Origin of the sequence: Caballeronia sp. EK, from assembly GCF_014384845.1 — a bacterium.
Classification (GTDB): Bacteria; Pseudomonadota; Gammaproteobacteria; order Burkholderiales; family Burkholderiaceae; genus Caballeronia; species Caballeronia jiangsuensis.
In genome coordinates this window covers 22,106-39,138 of the sequence record NZ_JACSUE010000021.1, presented here as the reverse complement: position 1 = coordinate 39,138, position 17,033 = coordinate 22,106, and the positions used below count along the sequence as shown (strand labels likewise).

The 17,033-nt window shown below is 57.1% G+C and carries 12 protein-coding genes; 5 read left to right on the top strand and 7 right to left on the bottom strand.

Going from position 1 to position 17,033, the window contains the following annotated elements; translation table 11 throughout:
• Positions 1 to 544: 544 nt before the first annotated feature.
• On the top strand, positions 545 to 2,392 hold the full coding sequence (locus tag IAG25_RS36265) for a hypothetical protein (protein ID WP_187609160.1): 1,848 nt from the start codon (positions 545 to 547) through the stop codon (positions 2,390 to 2,392).
• Between the two features lie 536 nt (positions 2,393 to 2,928).
• Here IAG25_RS36265 and IAG25_RS36260 read toward each other — a convergent pair.
• Together IAG25_RS36260 and IAG25_RS42335 are read right to left on the bottom strand one after the other, a co-directional pair.
• A complete protein-coding gene (locus tag IAG25_RS36260) occupies positions 2,929 to 3,855 on the bottom strand; it encodes a hypothetical protein (protein WP_187609159.1) in 927 nt (308 codons plus the stop codon).
• Positions 3,856 to 4,814: 959 nt separating this feature from the next.
• Entirely contained in the window at positions 4,815 to 4,991 is a 177-nt protein-coding gene (locus tag IAG25_RS42335; RefSeq protein WP_222946805.1) for a VOC family protein, read from the bottom strand.
• Positions 4,992 to 5,294: 303 nt separating this feature from the next.
• Here IAG25_RS42335 and IAG25_RS36250 point away from each other — a divergent pair, with 303 nt between their 5' ends.
• The 3 genes from IAG25_RS36250 (at position 5,295) to IAG25_RS36240 (ending at position 8,085) form a co-directional block, all read left to right on the top strand.
• Entirely contained in the window at positions 5,295 to 6,626 is a 1,332-nt protein-coding gene (locus IAG25_RS36250) for a hypothetical protein (protein ID WP_187609158.1), read from the top strand.
• Positions 6,627 to 6,649: 23 nt separating this feature from the next.
• Positions 6,650 to 6,820, top strand: a complete 171-nt coding sequence (locus tag IAG25_RS36245) for a hypothetical protein (protein ID WP_187609157.1) — start codon at positions 6,650 to 6,652, stop codon at positions 6,818 to 6,820.
• A gap of 98 nt (positions 6,821 to 6,918) precedes the next feature.
• Complete coding sequence (locus tag IAG25_RS36240; protein WP_187609156.1) at positions 6,919 to 8,085, top strand: hypothetical protein; 1,167 nt, start codon at positions 6,919 to 6,921, stop codon at positions 8,083 to 8,085.
• A 970-nt stretch (positions 8,086 to 9,055) separates the two neighbouring features.
• Here IAG25_RS36240 and IAG25_RS42170 read toward each other — a convergent pair.
• Complete coding sequence (locus tag IAG25_RS42170) at positions 9,056 to 9,742, bottom strand: CoA transferase (protein ID WP_222946804.1); 687 nt, start codon at positions 9,740 to 9,742, stop codon at positions 9,056 to 9,058.
• A 536-nt stretch (positions 9,743 to 10,278) separates the two neighbouring features.
• On the bottom strand, positions 10,279 to 12,342 hold the full coding sequence (gene tkt, locus IAG25_RS36230; protein ID WP_187609154.1) for a transketolase: 2,064 nt from the start codon (positions 12,340 to 12,342) through the stop codon (positions 10,279 to 10,281).
• Between the two features lie 268 nt (positions 12,343 to 12,610).
• Between tkt and IAG25_RS36225 the strand changes: the two genes are divergently transcribed.
• A complete protein-coding gene (locus IAG25_RS36225; RefSeq protein ID WP_187609206.1) occupies positions 12,611 to 13,171 on the top strand; it encodes a hypothetical protein in 561 nt (186 codons plus the stop codon).
• A gap of 294 nt (positions 13,172 to 13,465) precedes the next feature.
• Here IAG25_RS36225 and IAG25_RS36220 read toward each other — a convergent pair whose 3' ends face one another.
• From IAG25_RS36220 to IAG25_RS36210, 3 genes are all read right to left on the bottom strand, one after another.
• Entirely contained in the window at positions 13,466 to 13,903 is a 438-nt protein-coding gene (locus IAG25_RS36220) for a hypothetical protein (RefSeq protein WP_187609153.1), read from the bottom strand.
• Between the two features lie 339 nt (positions 13,904 to 14,242).
• Positions 14,243 to 15,370, bottom strand: a complete 1,128-nt coding sequence (locus IAG25_RS36215; protein ID WP_187609152.1) for a zinc-dependent alcohol dehydrogenase family protein — start codon at positions 15,368 to 15,370, stop codon at positions 14,243 to 14,245.
• Entirely contained in the window at positions 15,367 to 17,031 is a 1,665-nt protein-coding gene (locus IAG25_RS36210; protein ID WP_187609151.1) for an acetolactate synthase large subunit, read from the bottom strand. Before IAG25_RS36210 ends, IAG25_RS36215 begins: the two co-directional genes overlap by 4 nt.
• Between the last annotated feature and the right edge of the window lie 2 nt (positions 17,032 to 17,033).

Here is a 17,033-nt window from a genome sequence, read left to right as displayed (position 1 = left end):
GCTCAATGGCAAGTAACGGATGCGAACCGCCCTCTGGAGTCGAGCAGCCTTTCACCGCATCGGCCGGTCGAAAATGTGGCCTTCCTTCGCGACAATGGGTGGAGTCGATCCGACATGACGCTTCCCGTATATTCCCGCGCTGAAGTGTCGCGTTATTCGACGGTAAGTCACGTCGACATCCTCCTCCACCGCAAGTGGGCGGGGGTCGGTAAATCATTGCTAAAAATCGCTCTCACGATCTCGCCTAATACGCTTATCGGAGATGTTCGTCCTGCCTGAGATGCAAGGAGTCCGACGCCGAAGCAAACTCGGCGACCTACTATCCTCGTTCGTGAGTTCGGCCAGTCGCGCCATTTCGCAGGTACGGGACGTACGAGTCCCTTGCGAATGAAGACAAGCAAGCTATTGTTAACTCTAACTAAACCAGTGAGTACCAAAACCCGTTGGCAAGGCAATCTGTCGGAAGATCGGACAGGACTAGCGCAGGTCCCGTCGGAAATGAGCGCGGCCGCGCTTCGGCGACGCATGGTCCTATGAGGACAAAATGGCCTATTTTAGACGGCGAATCGCAGTCGGTCTCTTGTGTATTGGTCTAGCGCTGACAGTGTCGCTTACAGCCTTCGGAGCTGGCGAACGTCCGCACGTCTCACGCAGTAGCATTTCGCATCCAGAATGCGCTGATTTCGACGCCGCCTGGTCCGCGGACCAACAATCCGACTGGACAACGATCTGCGAGACTGGACGACTGGGTGACGCAATCGGCGACAGTGGGAAAATTGCAAACTGTCCCAGCGACCGGCCCACAGTCGCGGGAGGTTTTTTATCTGATTTATTGACAAAGCAGCCTTTTAAAGCTCGGATTGCCGAAACCGGCCTCAATGTCACTGGCTATAGAATTGAACCACCGCTGGTGCTGCAACATAGTGGGACGGTCCGCGGTGACTTGCTCCTAAAGTGCGTCAGCGCACGTCGATTACAATTTAGTGACACCGATTTAGATGGAAGCTTAGTTATCGATGATAGCGAGGTCGACCAAATTGACTTCACGGGCAGCCATATCCAGAAAAGTCTCCGGCTGCGGCAAATTAATTCGAAGTCGATACGAGGTTCATCGCTTGTTGTAGACGGAAGATTAGAATTTAGTGGACAGTCGCTCGAGAAAGCCAATGCACGAGGCATCAGCAACCAGATAATCATCATTGACGGTCACTTCGGCAGCATCGTCCTAGATAATCAACATGTCAATATGGTGCAGCTTCAGGGCTCCGTAGTTGGAGGTGACATGGTGATAAGCAAAAGCACCATTCAGGAGTTGCGTGTTGATGAGGCTCAAGTCGGTCACAACTTCATGCTTGAGTCATCGAAAGTCTTCGACATGTCTTTTAAGAACACTAAGGTCAACGGCTCAGTTTCAATAGTGAACTTCTGCATGCGCCTTCTCGATGCACCAGGCTTAAAAGTAAGCGGGGAATTTGTAATAGCGCCAGTACTAACAGACCACCCGTGGCTGAGTGATGACTTCCTTTCGTGTGACTCCAGCAAAAAGAACTGGACGCGACTTTCGAAGTTGAATCTTCAGGGTGCGCAGCTTAATCAGGTCGAGACAACTCCACCAGATATGTGGTCCGAAATGCCTCAATTGAGCGGCATAATCATAAATGGCTTTGAAGCGTGGCACGCTGACTTTATAAATATCGTGAGAGGAAGAGAGGAAGAACGGACCGAGAAAGAAGGTCGCGCTGAATACCCCGCTGACTGGTATCTTCCATGGCTCGAACATGTAACGAAGCACGGCTACGATCCCACTCCTTACCAACAAGTTTTGAACCATCTTGCAAGAACTGGACAAGGTCAACTTGGCGACGAGGTGTACATCCGAAGTAAGGAAAAGGAACGAGAACATTCGTGTACACAAGCCACGTTCGGGTTGAACGGAGTCGGCACTGAGCTGCCATCCCCGCAAACTACCGGTGCTTTGCCATTTCGCGTGCTTAACCTTCAAGCAGCTTTGACATGCGTATATCTTTGGAGTGCTACCGCGGTTGGATTCGGTCGCTTGTTATGGCGAGCCCTCGCCGCCTCAATTCTACTCATAATCGTCGGTGCGTTCATTTTTCGTAGCCAAGAGACGCGCAAATATGAACGCGGCTTCCTTTCACAAGTTGACATAGTCACAAGAGGCCAATGTTCGAGAGAGAAGATTGCGAAGGATTATCTTCCGCTTCGTTGGGCGTATAGCTTTGACATGTTCATTCCATTGGTGAAACTGCGTGACCGCCATTATCAAGTCGATTTCACGGGTAATATTAGGTACTATCTATATTTCCATAAACTCGCCGGTTGGGTGTTGGGGACTTTTATCGTGGCGTCCATCGTCTCATTAACAAAGTAGCACACAGAACTGCCGATGAGTGAGAGTTATTAGTGCATTTGCGCATGCATTGATCGACACTCCGCTGTCGGATGCGAAGAGAAATTTGTATAAATGGGAGCGTGCAACGGGGTTCTTGGGTCATGGATCGAATGACCGGTTCTTGAATCGAACCGACGCCTGCGAGACTGGGCAACGGTCCTTGCACATGACGCTTCCTGGCCGGCTGCCGAAGATCGCAGTTCGACTGCCGGTCTTCAGCGGCGACCGTGGCCCGAACTGCCGGACCCGACCCCAAGCCGCCTATCGGCGCCCGCGGATTAAATGTCGCTTGTCGAAGTGCAGCAGACGCCCGCCCAAGCCGCCGCTCAGGTTGTTCCGCCGCTAGAACCCCGCTCGCCGCGAGCGCCAGGCTCACCTTCAGCGGATAGCGTAGTAGATCGCACCCAGTAACCGCGACCGACCCCTGTTCGTGTAATGAGGGGTGAAACTCGCCGGCATCGCACGGGAGGTCGTATCATCCCGTGCCACCTCAACGCACTTGGAGTTCCGTTCCCTCAATCGGACCCTGCCTTAGGTCTGCAATCCAGAGTAGCAACTATCTTCGCTGCGGGCAGGGGAACCCGCTGATTACGTAGGGCCGCGGGCGATCGCTCTTGCCCCATCCCGCTGTGAATGAGATCGTCACACGAAAGTTTCTCGTCTGGCGAAAGCGAATTCCACCAACTCTCGCGTAAATATAGATTTTCGAGATACTCGAATGCGCAAGCTGCCAAAACGGTCAGCTTGGCTTCATCCGGAAGGCTTACGAACGAATCGACAAACCGATGAGCCGGGCCTTGAGGCTTCCCCCACCACCCGAACACCCCGACGGTGACGTTTTCAAGCACGGTTACGTTGAAAGCGACTTCGTCGACTTCTGACTTGGTCCCAAGGATTTGAATCGGATTTCCGTTGAAATCAAATTCCGGGAGGAATGCGCCCGACGCGACGAATGGCAACACCGAATCAAATGTGATCCCGTATACTTTAAAGTCCGCAAAATTCCCCGACTTGTAGGCGTCACCGTACACGATTCTGAGCCGGTTGAGATCGGCGATCGCGCGCTTCGCCCCCTCATTTCTGCCGTACAAGAGCTCCTGCGCGATTACCTGCTGTTGGAAGTTAGCTCCGCAGTCAGTATTGTCTCGCTGGACAGGATAGCTCGCCAAAGCGAGCTGTTTCATGACGTATTCGTACGCGATTGCGCGGAACGAGAGGAGAAAGGCGTTCAGTCGATCGAGGCTGGCGCCTGCCTGCTCCACTGGTTTGAACATCTGCGCGTCATGAGTGCTGCAGAAGCCTGGAAAAGTCGAAGCATCGCGAAGACCTATCCGAGCCGGAATTATCTTGCCGCGATTCTTTTCGATATCCTGGATACCCCTTCTCGGCGAAAGCACGTGATTGTTCTCTGCAATGGCGGCAAGCCCGCCTTTCCTTTGCACTGTGTGCGAGTCGATTATTCCGGACGAGCATGTCGAAGGAGACGCCTCCGGATGCAAACAAGTATGACTGTTCCGGACCCAAGCGTCCTGCGCCTTCGCTGCGAGCGACATCACCGCTCCGAATGGGACAGCTTTTTTTGAGCTTCGCGAAGCTTATGGCAAAACTTCCATTTTTTGCCCGATCGGCACCAGCACGCCTGGTAAGCATCAAGCGGCCGCTCGCTTGCACCTAAACCTTCCGGCACGAAACGCTCGGCTTCTCGCAGGAGAGTGCGCTGCTCGCCGGACACCAATGACATAGGCTTAAATAGAATAGTTTCGGTTTGCTGATACGCAAATCGTTGACTGAGTCATTCTAGCGCGACCGTGACGCAATGCGCTGTACTACGGTGCGAGGTAGTCGCCCCGAATGCCACTTCTCAAAAAGGGCATCACCTTTCCGGTGTGCAGAGCCTTGAGTATCCGCCTGCTTCCAAGGCGGCACAGCCGTTCCAGCGGCCGCTCGATTTGACGGATAGACGGCCGCTACTGGCCGAGAGCACCAATTGGATGAATATTCGACAGAGCCGACATGAGATCCGCGACGTCAGCTTTCTGGCGAGCGGTTTGAACGCGAACTGACGGCCATCTGCAGTCAGTCAACATGGCGCGAAAGCAGGCATTCAAGCGCCCGTTCGTAATCCGTTAGCTGACACCCTGATGGACCTTCGGTGATGGAAGCCCCGACAGGGCTCAGTATCGATCTTCGACGATGTGGTGCCGCATGCGGTGATCGGTGGTATGCGAGCAGATGGTGGCCGGCATCGGCCGCCGTTGCCGTTCGTTGTTGAGCGATTTACTCGACCTTGCGCCGCCGTCTAGTGTCGGATTTACACAGCCGTCAACACCAAGTTCAAATGTGTCCATTCGCATGGGTTTCAGCTTGACGCGCAGTGAGACGGGCGATGAGGCTGGATCGATCAGACGAGTCGAAGCGATCTGGCATGCGTGGTGCCGTATCGCCTTCGTCTCAGGCGATAGCGTTCCCGGTAACGATCGGTCTTTTCCTCATCGCCCGTCTGCACCATGAGGCCCACCGCCTCATTCGTCTTAAAGTTCGGCCCGACCTTCAGGCTGACGAAACACTTGCCCAGCACGATTAAATAGACCTTCGACTCGCCGACTTTGCAGGATCAGGGCATGACTGCGGCGGCGTTCGTTATGCAGCGAATCGTTAAAAAGCTCTGTGCGCTTTACCACTAAAAAACATCGATGCGCCTTTCGGCTTGCTATTCATCTCCTAATATGAGGAACGTTTAGCTTACTTAAGTAAACATTGCAGGTCGATTGGAGATTCGCAGCGCCGCATATTCGCGTTTTTGCACTAGAGCATGGCGCGGCCGCACACCAAATGGTATTGGCGTACGCGAACTTGGTAGTCCGCGATACGAGGGACAACAATGACTACGCGAGAAACCACGGAATTAGGCCGGCCGAAGCAACAGGTTCTGAAGGCTACGCACCTCACGCCAACCGCGCGCGCGTTCCTGCTAGGCATATGTCTCGTGGTCGTCAACGTCACCGGCTTTCTGATCCTGTGGTTGTTGATGGAACGTCCGCCCGCGCACCGGAATTTCGCGGTGATACTCGGCGGCTTCGTGACGGTCCTGATCGGCGCGCCGTTCATCGCGTTTCTGTGCATCGTCTGGTATTCGCGATACCGTGAATTCGAAAACAGTCTCAAGGGCGACGCGCTGTCCGCCTATTTGCAACGATACTGGTCCAAACGCCTCATTGATTCGCTAATCGACGAGAGCATCATCAAGGTGCCGTCCACAGGTGAGGATTCGGTATGGCGCAAGGCCGCCGATGAACAACTGAACCTGTGCGATCGACTTTTCGCTCGCATCTATCATGAGCAATACGGACTAACGCCGTTCGTGCCCCCGTACCTCATTCTTTTGTGCATTGCGTATGCCGCTTGTGCGCTGCTCGGGTGTACTTACGAGTTCGGCACGGGCATCGCTCCAACCGTGACGACCGGCGTGTACGGCATCAGCGCAGAAGTGCTGATGGCCTCGCTCGGCGGCGCGCTGATGTTCATCGTGAGCGATTCCGTGTTGAGCATCCGGCGCAAGTCGCTGAATGTCGCCGACGTGTACTGGTACGCGCTGCGCATCATGCTCGCTATTCCACTTTCGCTCGTGATCGGCGGCACGGATGCCGTGCGCACGGCAGGCGTGTTCGCGCTGGGCACCTTTCCCCTCGATGCCTTGATGAAGATCGTGCGGCGCATCGGCTTTCCTCAGCTCGGGCAGACAGAAAAGGATCAGGACACGCCGGATAAGCTGCTGACGCTAAACGGCGTGACCTTGCCGATCGAATCGATCTTCGCGGCCGAAGGAGTGAACTCGGTCGAGCAGCTTGGCGCGAGCGATCCCGTCTTGCTGTCGATTCGTACGGGCTTTCCATTTCGCTACACATTGCGCCTGTGTTCGCAGTCGATCGTGCGGCGTCATCTGGGCGACGACGCGGTCAAGCTGATACCGATCGGGCTCGCCGACGTCGTGCCGATCTACTTTGTCGTTAAGGCGCTGGACGGCGGCAATGCGAAGAACGCTCCGAAGGTGGACGGCGTAGACGACGTGATCAAGGACGCGGCGGTGCGCCTCTTCCCCGCCGATGACGACTCGCAGGCCGTCTCCATCGTCAAGATGAAATTCCGGCAGATCGCGGCAGAGGAATTCACAGTCATGCTCGCGCGTATCACTCCGCTTGATCCCGGACTGTAACGACGTATATCGGGGAGCGTCAAATGGCCTTCGAATATCCTCTTGGTGTGCTGCAGCCCGGCAATCTCAACCGCGATCGCGGCGAGTGTTCACCCGTTCCACCTGGCGCTTTCTCGCACAAGGCGATTCGTTGTTCTCGATCGATCATGGCCGCCCTCGGCGACCTCGAACATCTTAGTATCGCGGCGAGATAATACTCCATGGCCGCAAAAACCCTGGCCCTTTCCAATTATCAGAAACTTTGAGTTGATTGTCTCGCAAGAACAATCCTTCTTTCTCGGGAGCTGAAAAAGTGACTGATAAACTTGTAGTGGGAAGAATAATTGAACGTCTGTTGCGCAGGTCGGACGAGTCGTTCGAATCGACATCTGAAGTGTACTTTGCAGAAGTACTGCAAGTTTTGACTATCGCGCTTCCATCATCATCTCCAATAATTACCGCATTCCAAGTGCAAGATGACGACCTGGCAAAGCGCGAGTCGACTTCAGAGGAGGAAAACCGGATGAACCTGAGAAGACGACGCAGAAATGCAGAGAATGCGTTGAGAGTAGCCGAAAGATGGAATGATATAAGAACTGAGGATGAGGCGACTAGCATATTGTCCGAAGATGTGGATCGTTTAATAAGCCGGAAATTTTTTAAGTTTTTTCCGGTGCAGTTTTGCCTGGCTGTTTTGGCAATTTCGGTTGCATTTGCCATTTTTGGAGCTGTAAGATTCAAAGATATGCAATTTAATGTGATAGAGGAGATCACTAAGAAGAAAGAGGACGTAATCGGTCAGGTAGATAAATTCCAGAAAGACGCTTTGGCCGACGTCAATAACAATAGGAGCAAGGCGCTCGAGGACATCAATGACGGCAAGAAAAAAGCGCTGAATGAGGTAAGCGATATTCAAATGAGACTAGATCAGGCGTCTTCCGAAACTCGTGCGTTAGAAAACAACATCAAGAATGTACAACAGAAAATCCAAGATTCAGCGCTTTCGGCGGTATACGACCTCACACAGAAAGCTAAGCCGACTGTCGACACTGCAGTAGCTTCTGCCGTTGCCTCTGTTGGGTTGGCGGCATCGGCCGCGGGTGTGGCGGTCGCAACTGCCGCATCAAATACGCGGGCAACTTTGAGCGCTAGTGCCTTAGACGAATTTAATAAACTCCGAGCGCAATATGACCCTATATATCAAGAGACGGTCAAATCGCAGAAGAAAGAGCTCGACGAGCTAAAGGAAAAAATTTCTCTGACCCAAGGCTACGCTTCAGTTCTCGAAGCTTCGATTAAGTTGATGAACTTGCCGGAAAATGCCCCTGTTAAGAAACTCGCAGTGTTATTCAAGCAAAGCATCTATATGGTCTACGGGGTGCTCATTGCCGCTGCAATTATGTTTATTCTAAACGTTTTTATATTGATTTTTTTGTGGATTAAGAAGCCAGGTGCACCACGCGACAGAAGGGTTGCTTAAACCGTAAGGCATGGAAGCACCGTATTCAGCGCGCTGAGCGAAGATTGACCGTTGTATCTTCGAAATCTGTCGTCGCGGTGCCGCGGCGCCGACGTCAGGAGTGGGTCGGCCACGGATGTCGGGGGCGACTCGGCGACGCGCGATCATCGGCGAGCTACGAACTACCGGGATCGGCCACAAGCCGTCATTCCGTCCTGGAAGCTCAGGGCCATCCGAATGACGGCAGTAGGGTGGCAACCAGACAGACAAACTGTCCTCGTCTCCTGTGCTGGGCAGCCGTCCGGTCTTTTTAAGGGCGTATACCGAGAGGTCTCTTCACTTCGGGTAATCGCCCTCTATTGCGTTTAACGTGTTTTTCTCGTCCTTCTACCAGCATCTCGTGCAAGGTCACCCGGCCGGCCTTCGCCGTGACAGTTTCGGGCTTGTTTCCCCTCATCGATCGCGCAAGTCGGTGACATAGTGCATCGTTCGCACCGGAATCCGTTCACAAGTGCCCGACGTCAGTCTAATTCGGCCCGTGCGAAGGGCGAATGGTAGTCCATCCAGTCGTAGTGTCGCGAATCGTGTGTCCATGCCCATTCGGCTGGTTCGTAAACGGTCTGGCAAAGCGTGACGCTGCTCCGGGCATACTGACAGGAGCCGGAAGTGGTTGCGATTTCTGGTTCAACGACTTGTAAGGGATAGCCACGTGGAGTGTTGTGCATAGGAGAACTCAATAACTCGAACTGTTGAAAGGCGTAGAGTCAGCGACTAGGACTCGAAAGTCGGACCAAACGGGAACAGCTTAGCTGCCCAGAAGATCCACAAGACCGCCAAGACTGCGGAAGCCATCTTGAGCGGCAATAAGGGAGAGTGGTGGATTTATAATTGCGCCCGCGAATGCGGAGTGCTGACGCAATGCGTCAAGACCTTGGGCGAATTTGGCGTCGAAGTAGTTAAGATCGAGGCGCCCGGCAGTGGTGATCTTCCCTCAGATGACGCCATCGAGTTGCAATTTGGCGAGTTCGTCCGCTGTCAGGCCCAGCAGGCCGCCGAAGACGGCGGCGTTGTGCTCACCTAGCTGCGGTGCCGGGCTACGCAGGTGTGCTGGGGTGGCGCTCAGCTTGATGTGGCAGCCAGTCAGTTTGGTCTTGCCCGCCTTGGGGTGTTCCATATCGACAAACATTTGGCGCGCACCAGCGATATGCGGATCCGTCACCAGTCTATCCACCGTGTTGATGGGCGAAGCTGGCACGCCGGCTGCCAACATCGTCTCCACGACGTCGTCCACGTTGTGCCTGCGCGTCCAGGATTCGACTAGCAGTTTTATCTCGGCATGGCGTTCTACACGTTTCGCGTTGGTGTCGAAACGTTCGTCAAACGCCAGTTCGGGCTGGTCGATGGCGTGGCACCCAGCACCGAGGGCTAGATAAACGGGAAGGAACGAGCGTCGCGGCATATGCGCTTCAAACCCTGGCGTTATCCTTTTCGGAACGACGTGATAGTCGACAACGTAGGCCGTCGCGGCGGTCACGGCAGCAATACGGATAATGCGGGCCGGTGGGGACCGGCGTTTCCGGAGCAGTGTTTCGAACAATGTTCCCCAAAATATGCTTGCACCCCAGTGAATCAAAGCGCCGGTGCCGGTCAGGCGCGCGCTTAATCGTTGCTCTTTCATTGCCTCGACGGGCCAGATGCAGTGTGCGACTGCATTTAGAGGCGCGATACTGCTTGCACCGCTGTGCGAAGCCTCGCGGGACGCAACTAGCGCTGAGGTGATCGAGGCGGCGGTTCCACTTGCTAAAGCGCGGCGCACCAGCGTTCTAATGTTATTCATACGAAGTCCTTATGAGGGAAGAAAATTGCTCATGTCTGGCTAGCACATGCAGCAGACTGTGCGCTCGCGCGGCCGACATTTGCACTGGTTCATTGCGCGCTCGTCAGACGGTTGACCTTGCATCCGAGCGATGTTGACCGTGCGATGCCTGGTCCGGACCACAACTCTTTTCTTGAACGTTGCTAAGCATGCGCATCCGGTGAATGAAAACAAAAAGGGCGCACCAACCTTCGCGGTTCGGACAACGGCGATGGTAAGGAACGGTGTTGGCGGGCAAACGAAGCGGACGAGCGCCTCGTTATCAAGAACTAAGCGTCGGCCCTCCCGAGGGAGCCGTGAGGGCTGACCGCTTGCTGATACCATTTTTTCCGGTCGGTTTAGTTACTGGTCTGCCTCCCAACGACGCCAATCACGTCTCTTGCGGCTCGCACGATCGCATCCGTCGTGATGTCGAATTTGGCGTAGACGTCGCCAATCTTCCCCGACTCGCCGAAGTCGTGCATGCCAACGAACCTGCCCTCGAAACCGAGATACCGGTCCCATCCCAATTCCACCGCAGCCTCGACAGCAACCCTCGCCTTCGACTCGCCCAGCACCGCTTGCTTATACCCGGCGTCCTGCTCTTCGAAAAGCAGGCGACAGGGCATTGACACCACCGCGGTCGGCACGCCTTCCTTTTGCATAATCTCTCGTGCTTCAACGGCAAGATGCAATTCGGAGCCCGTCGCGAGCAAGGTCAGCAGACGAGGACCGCCCTCCTCCTCCAGCAGAACGTACGCCCCCTTGGCCGACCTGTTCTCCAAACCCGCCTCTTTTCGCAGCAGCGGCATGGGCTGGCGAGACAACGCAAGCAGGGCCGCTCGGCGAGGCTGCTCGAGAATCAACTCCCAGCACTCAGCCGTCTCCACTGCATCGCCTGGCCGGTACACGCCCAGGTGTGGGATCGCGCGCAGCGCCGCGAGGTGCTCGATGGGTTGATGAGTCGGGCCATCCTCGCCCAGGCCGATGGAATCGTGCGTCATAACGAAGATCGTCCGGATGCGCATCATCGCAGCAAGGCGGATAGCGGGCCGGCAATAATCGGAAAAGCACATAAACGTGCCGCCGTAGGGAATCAGGCCGCCGTGAAGCGCCAGCCCGTTCATCGCCGCACCCATCCCGTGCTCGCGCACGCCGTAGTGCACGTACGATCCGTTGAAGTCCCCTGGCTTGATCTCTACCTGATTCTTGGCCTTCGTGTTGTTCGACGGCGTCAAGTCCGCCGATCCGCCCAGCAACTCCGGAATTGCATCGAAGAGGTGGTCGAGCACCTTGCCGCTCGCCTGGCGCGTAGCCAGTTCGCCTCCCTTTTCGAGGAATTCCACGCGCGCAGCCTCGATCGCTCTTTTCCAATCGACGGGAAGTTCGCCCTTGTTGCGCCGTTCGAATTCGCGGCGTAACTCGGTCGGGGCCTGCTTCACGCGATCCGCCCATGCCATCCTCGCAGACCGGCCTGTAGCGCCGATTTCACGCCATTCGGCGAGCAGACCGGCCGGGATGACAAAGGGCGGTGAGTCCCAGTCGAGTATCTTGCGAGCCCCGGCGATTTCGTCCTCGCCCGGCGCGTCGCTGTGCGCTTTCTGGGTCCCAGCCTTGGTCGGAAAGCCGAACCCGATGACCGTCTTGCACGCGATCAGAGTGGGCCGGTCCTCCTTCGCCCGTGCGATCACGATCGCGTCGCGGATGGCGTCAGTATCGTGGCCGTCGATTTCGAGCACCTGCCAGTTCGAGGCGCGAAAGCGTTCGACCTCGTTGTCGGACACTGAAAGAGTCGTCGGTCCATCGATCGAGATCGAATTATTGTCCCAGAACGCGATCAGCCGACCCAGCTTAAGGTGACCCGCCAGCGAGATCGCTTCCTGGCTGATGCCTTCCATCAAACATCCATCACCGAGAAACACGTAGGTGAAGTGGTTGACCAACTCGTCGCCGAAACTCGTATTCATGATGCGCTCACCAAGCGCCAGGCCAACCGACTCCGCGATCCCCTGCCCCAGCGGCCCCGTCGTCAGTTCGATGCCATCCGCGTGCCGGTATTCCGGATGCCCTGGCGTCTTGCTGCCTACCTGACGGAATCTTTGCAACTGGTCGAGCGTCATGTCCGCATAACCAGTCAGATACAACAAGCCGTATAGGAGCATCGACCCGTGGCCGTTTGACAGGACGAACCGATCCCGGTCGATCCAATGCGGATCCGCTGCATCGAACTGCATGAACTCCTTGAAGAGGACAGTGGCAATGTCGGCCATTCCCATCGGGGCACCCGGATGGCCGCTTTTGGCCTTTTGCACCGCGTCCATCGCGAGAAACCGAATGCAATTTGCCATCTTGCGCAGGTGGGGGTCACGCGGAGTTGGCACGGTTTTCACGGCCGTTGAAGTTGCGGAAGTTTTATCTGTCATCGAATTTCTCCTGAGCAGGGATATGCGCAACCCCGTCGGATCGGGCGATTAAAACGTCCGCAGTACCCGTGCCTGACGGATCGACCGCAATGCGTGAAACGAAAGCTGATCAGACTTCGACGATCTAACAGATCAACAACCAATTCTGGTAAGCGAAGAGTGGTCTGCCTCAAGACTCCACCGAGAATAATCTCAGGCATAGGGAATGCGTGATAGCGAAGGCTCCCGCATCCACCTACTGCTGCATTACTTCACCAAAGGTTCGTTTTTGTCTCTTATTCTTGCTGGTCGGTTCGATACGTTCGAGAAAGCGGAGCGCGCGCGTCAACGCCTTTTGGATACAGGGGTAACTCAAGAAGATCTGTCGATTGTCTATGTGTCGCCGCAAGGTCAGCACTCGCGGACCCCGATTGGTGGGGATTCAATGAGCGACCAAGGAGCCAAGTCCGCGCACAAAGGAGCATGGAAAGGCGTCGCAGCCGGAGCTCTGGTGGGCGGCGCAGTGGGCGTTGCCATCTTTCTCGGCTTCAGGACTCCCTGGGTCACCGTGTTTATCGGCATCGGACTAGGTGCGTATATCGGTTCATTGGCTGGCGCGATGTCGCATACCCGGAAGTCCAAACAGGGAACTGTCAACCCCATGGACACGGCTGAACATGCGCGTCATTCAGGCGTATTACTCGCGGTTCATGTATCCGAGGAGAGTGTGGCGAGCGCCACCTCGGTGCTGCAAGCTGGTGGCGCGATGGATATCGAGCGAGCTTCAGGTCAGTGGCAGCAAGGGGCATGGGCTGACTTCGATCCGACTAAGGCACCCCTACCCGTTTGAAACCTGCGCGCCCAAGTCCTTCGTGCTCCCGCTGGGGGCGTCTGGGATCAATTGCTAGTTATGCATCACGCACTCGTGACACGCTTTCAGATGACAACTGTCCCGTTGTCGCCTCTTTTATGCTACCGGTCAAGATGTAAAAGAAATGCCGGCCATGACCGTCCGGCGCGGTGCAACAAGCCGCGCGGGATGGCCGGCGCGATAGCGCTCGTCGAATCCTGTTGCTTGAAATTCAGCTTCGATCGCCTGTTGGATCTCAACGGGAACGAGATTCTGGTCTTGCGAAGGACTCTTTTAAGTCAAGGACATGACCAGGTTGCTGGCTTTAACTATTTGCTTCACCGTTGGGTGAGGGCTCGTCCTTTGTTTCTTCGCGCTTGTTATGGGGTTTTTTACCCGGTTGCGGCTCATGTTCCGCGAGAGGCGCGATATCTTTACCTTGATGCTTTTTCTCCTGCTGCACTTTCTTGTCGTGCGCAACATTGCGGGATCAGTCATGACTCCTTGATTGGTGGCGGGGGTGCGCAAAATCGTGGCGCCTTTACTGAGGCGCAGGTTCTGGACCCGCCAAAGGCTGAGGGTGGCGATTTCTATGGAAATCGAGTGTTTTGGGGTTTGCGGTTCGGGTAACCTTACCGTGACTCCGTCCATACTGCCGGCCGACTTAACGCCAATGGTCCCGCGAGTGTCGATCTGAATGACCCGGTCAACTGCGAGGCGGGATATCAGCATCGACAACGCCTGCGTGTAGGCACGATCCGTATAGTATGCGGACGTTTCGAGCCACTCGCTGCGTCCGGGCGGGTCAGCGACGACGACTCGCACATCTGGGGGTCCGCCGGGAGCGGCAACCAGGCCTTCGAAGTCAAGGCACGTACGCGAGATTCCGTGCAATCAGGTTACTGTTCGTTTCGCCTTCGCCGGTCGCCACTCGGCACAGGCGAGTTGGTGAAGGCCACCGCGTCCAAGCACGGAGAGCTGTTTCAGTCGTAGCTATATCACGTTCGCGTGCAGGGGAAGTGCTCGTACGATCGGGGCGCGCGCCGAAGATCAAGCGTCAAAGGCCGACGCTCAATTGAACACCACCACCTGCCGAATCGCCGTGCCCTCGTGCAGCAGGTCGAAGCCGCGATTAATCTCGTCGAGTCTCAGGCGCCCCGTCAACAGCTGGTTCACCGGCAACCGGCCCTGCGCATACAAGGCGACATAGCGCGGAATGTCGCGCGACGGCACGCACGTACCGATATAGCTACCCTTTAGCGTCCGCTCTTCCGCGACGAGACTGACCGCAGGAAGCGGCCAGACGGCCGTCGAGGGTGGCAGACCCGCCGTGACGGTCATTCCGCCGCGACGCGTGATGCGGTACGCCAGGTCCAGCGCGCGAATCGAACCGGCAAATTCGAAAGCGAATTCGACGCCGCCCGCGCTCAGTTCGCGGATCTGCTCCAGCGCGTTGTCATGACCGGCGTTGACCGTGTGCGTCGCGCCCAACGCGCGTGCCTGCTCCAGCTTGGCATCCGACAGATCGATTGCGATGATCTGCCGTGCACCCGCAGCGTGCGCGCCGAGAAGCGCTGCCAGGCCGACGCCGCCCAACCCGATCACGGCCACCGATGCGCCCGCGCGCACCTGCGCCGTGTTGACGACCGCACCGACGCCTGTCAGCACTGCGCATCCGAAGAGCGCGGCTTCGTTGAGCGGAACGCTGAGATCGATCTTCACGACCGAGCGGCGAGACACGGTTGCATACTCGGCAAATACGGAACATCCGAGGTGATGGTTGAGTGCCTTGCCGCCGCGCGTGAGACGCCGCTCGCCGGAAAGCAGCGTACCGGCGCCGTTCGCGGCCGCGCCCGGTTCGCACAAGGCCGGTCGCCCTTCGGCGCACGGCGCGCAATGGCCGCAGCTTGGCACGAACACGACGACCACGTGATCCCCAACCTGAAGGTCCGTGACGCCCGCCCCCAGTTCTTCGACGACGCCCGAGGCTTCATGCCCGAGCGCCATCGGCATGGGACGCGGCCGGTCGCCGTTGATCACGGACAAGTCGGAGTGGCACAGACCTGCCGCCGCGATCTTGATCAGCACTTCGTCGCGGCCGGGGGGCGCCAGTTCGATCTCTTCGATGCGCAAGGGGCGCGTGTCAGCATAGGGCGTAGCCGCCCCCATTTCCTGCAGCACTGCTGCCTTGATCTTCATTTCGCTATCTCCGTGACGCGGTTTCTGAGTTCTTCGACAAGCACGCGACTGTTCTCCGAATAATCGACCGGGACAATGACGAGCTGGACACCGCCCTCCTCGAACGCCGCCTCCAGCGCCGGGGCCAGCCCGTCGGCCGCTTCGATGCGTCGTCCTTTTGCCCCATTGGCGTCGGCATACTTGACGAAGTCGGGATTGCCGAATGTGAGACCCCAATCGGTGAAGCTGTCGACCGCCTGCTTCCAGCGGATCATGCCGTAGGCGTCGTCCTGAATGATCAATACGACGAGGTTCAGCTTCAACCGGACGGCGGTCTCGAGTTCCTGCGAGTTCATCATGAAGCCGCCGTCGCCGCATACCGCCATCACGCGGCGGCCGGGATAGAGGAGCGCGGCCATCATGGCCGACGGCAGCCCCGCGCCCATCGTCGCAAGCGCGTTGTCCAGCAACAGCGTGTTGGCGCTGCGCGTGCGATAACAGCGCGCGAACCAGATCTTGTACATGCCGTTATCGAGCGCCACGATACCCTCGGCGGGCATGACCTCGCGCACGTCGTGCACGATGCGTTGCGGCGTCAGGGGAAAGCGCGATTCGCCGGCGCGATCGAGCGTGCGTTTCAGGATCCCTTCGCGCAACGGCGCCAGGGCAGCGGCATTCGGCAGCCGGCCTTGCACCAGACTGGCGAGACGTGACAGGCTCAGGCCCAGATCACCGACGACTTCGGCATGCGGGAAGAAGACCTGCTCGACGCTGGCCGGCGTGTAGCCGACATGAATCACCTTGGGCCCCTTCGGCCCCATGATGAACGGCGGTTTCTCAATGGTGTCGTGGCCGATCGCAAGAATCAGGTCGGCTTGGTCGATCGCCTCGTGCAGGTAGTCGCGTTCGCTGAGCGCTGCCGTGCCCATCCAGAGTTCGGTGGCTTCGTCGCTGCCGATCGCCGCGACCGTGCCCTTGCCCATCTGCGTATTGAAGAACGGGATGCCCGTGCGTCGAATGAAGTCAGTCAACTGCCCGGCGAGCCGCGGCCGGTTGCTGTCCGCGCCGAACATCACGAGCGGCCGTTCCGATCGCATCAACAGTGTAGCCGCGCGTTCGATTGCGGCGTCGTGCGCCACCGGTAGTTCGACGGGATGCAAGGGAACGATCGTCACATCGTCGTTCACCTCGACAGCGGCCACGTCCTCGGGCAATTCCAGATGCACGGGACCTGGACGCTCCTCCGCGGCCAGCCGGAAGGCATCTCGCACGACAGTCGGAATGCTCGCCCCGCTCACGATCTGCCGCGAGGCTTTGGTGAGCGGCTTCATCGTCGCGACAATGTCGACGATCTGAAAGCGCGCCTGCCTCGAGGTCATGATCGCTTTCTGGCCTGTGATCAACACCATCGGCATCGCGCCGAGCTTGGCATACGCAGCGCCCGTGACGAGATTCAGCGCGCCGGGACCGAGTGTCGCCATGCATACGCCGGGCGTTCCGGTGAGACGTCCATGCGTCGCCGCCATGAAGGCCGCCGACTGCTCATGCCGCGTCACGACGAGCTGAATGCTCGAACCGCGCAACGACTCGACGACATCGAGATTTTCTTCACCAGGCACCGCGAAGATGCGCCTGACGCCTTCGTTTTCCAGCGCCTTCACGAAAAGATCGGAAGCTTTCATCG

What these genes read in the sequence shown, in the direction of transcription:
- tkt (WP_187609154.1), bottom strand. Translation starts at nt 12,342, where the DNA reads ATGACAGATAAAACTTCCGCAACTTCAACGGCCGTGAAAACCGTGCCA.
- IAG25_RS42170 (WP_222946804.1), bottom strand. Translation starts at nt 9,742, where the DNA reads ATGAAAGAGCAACGATTAAGCGCGCGCCTGACCGGCACCGGCGCTTTG.
- IAG25_RS36250 (WP_187609158.1), top strand. Translation starts at nt 5,295, where the DNA reads ATGACTACGCGAGAAACCACGGAATTAGGCCGGCCGAAGCAACAGGTT.
- IAG25_RS36215 (WP_187609152.1), bottom strand. Translation starts at nt 15,370, where the DNA reads ATGAAGATCAAGGCAGCAGTGCTGCAGGAAATGGGGGCGGCTACGCCC.
- IAG25_RS36220 (WP_187609153.1), bottom strand. Translation starts at nt 13,903, where the DNA reads ATGCTGATATCCCGCCTCGCAGTTGACCGGGTCATTCAGATCGACACT.
- IAG25_RS36265 (WP_187609160.1), top strand. Translation starts at nt 545, where the DNA reads ATGGCCTATTTTAGACGGCGAATCGCAGTCGGTCTCTTGTGTATTGGT.
- IAG25_RS36210 (WP_187609151.1), bottom strand. Translation starts at nt 17,031, where the DNA reads ATGAAAGCTTCCGATCTTTTCGTGAAGGCGCTGGAAAACGAAGGCGTC.
- IAG25_RS36245 (WP_187609157.1), top strand. Translation starts at nt 6,650, where the DNA reads ATGGCCTTCGAATATCCTCTTGGTGTGCTGCAGCCCGGCAATCTCAAC.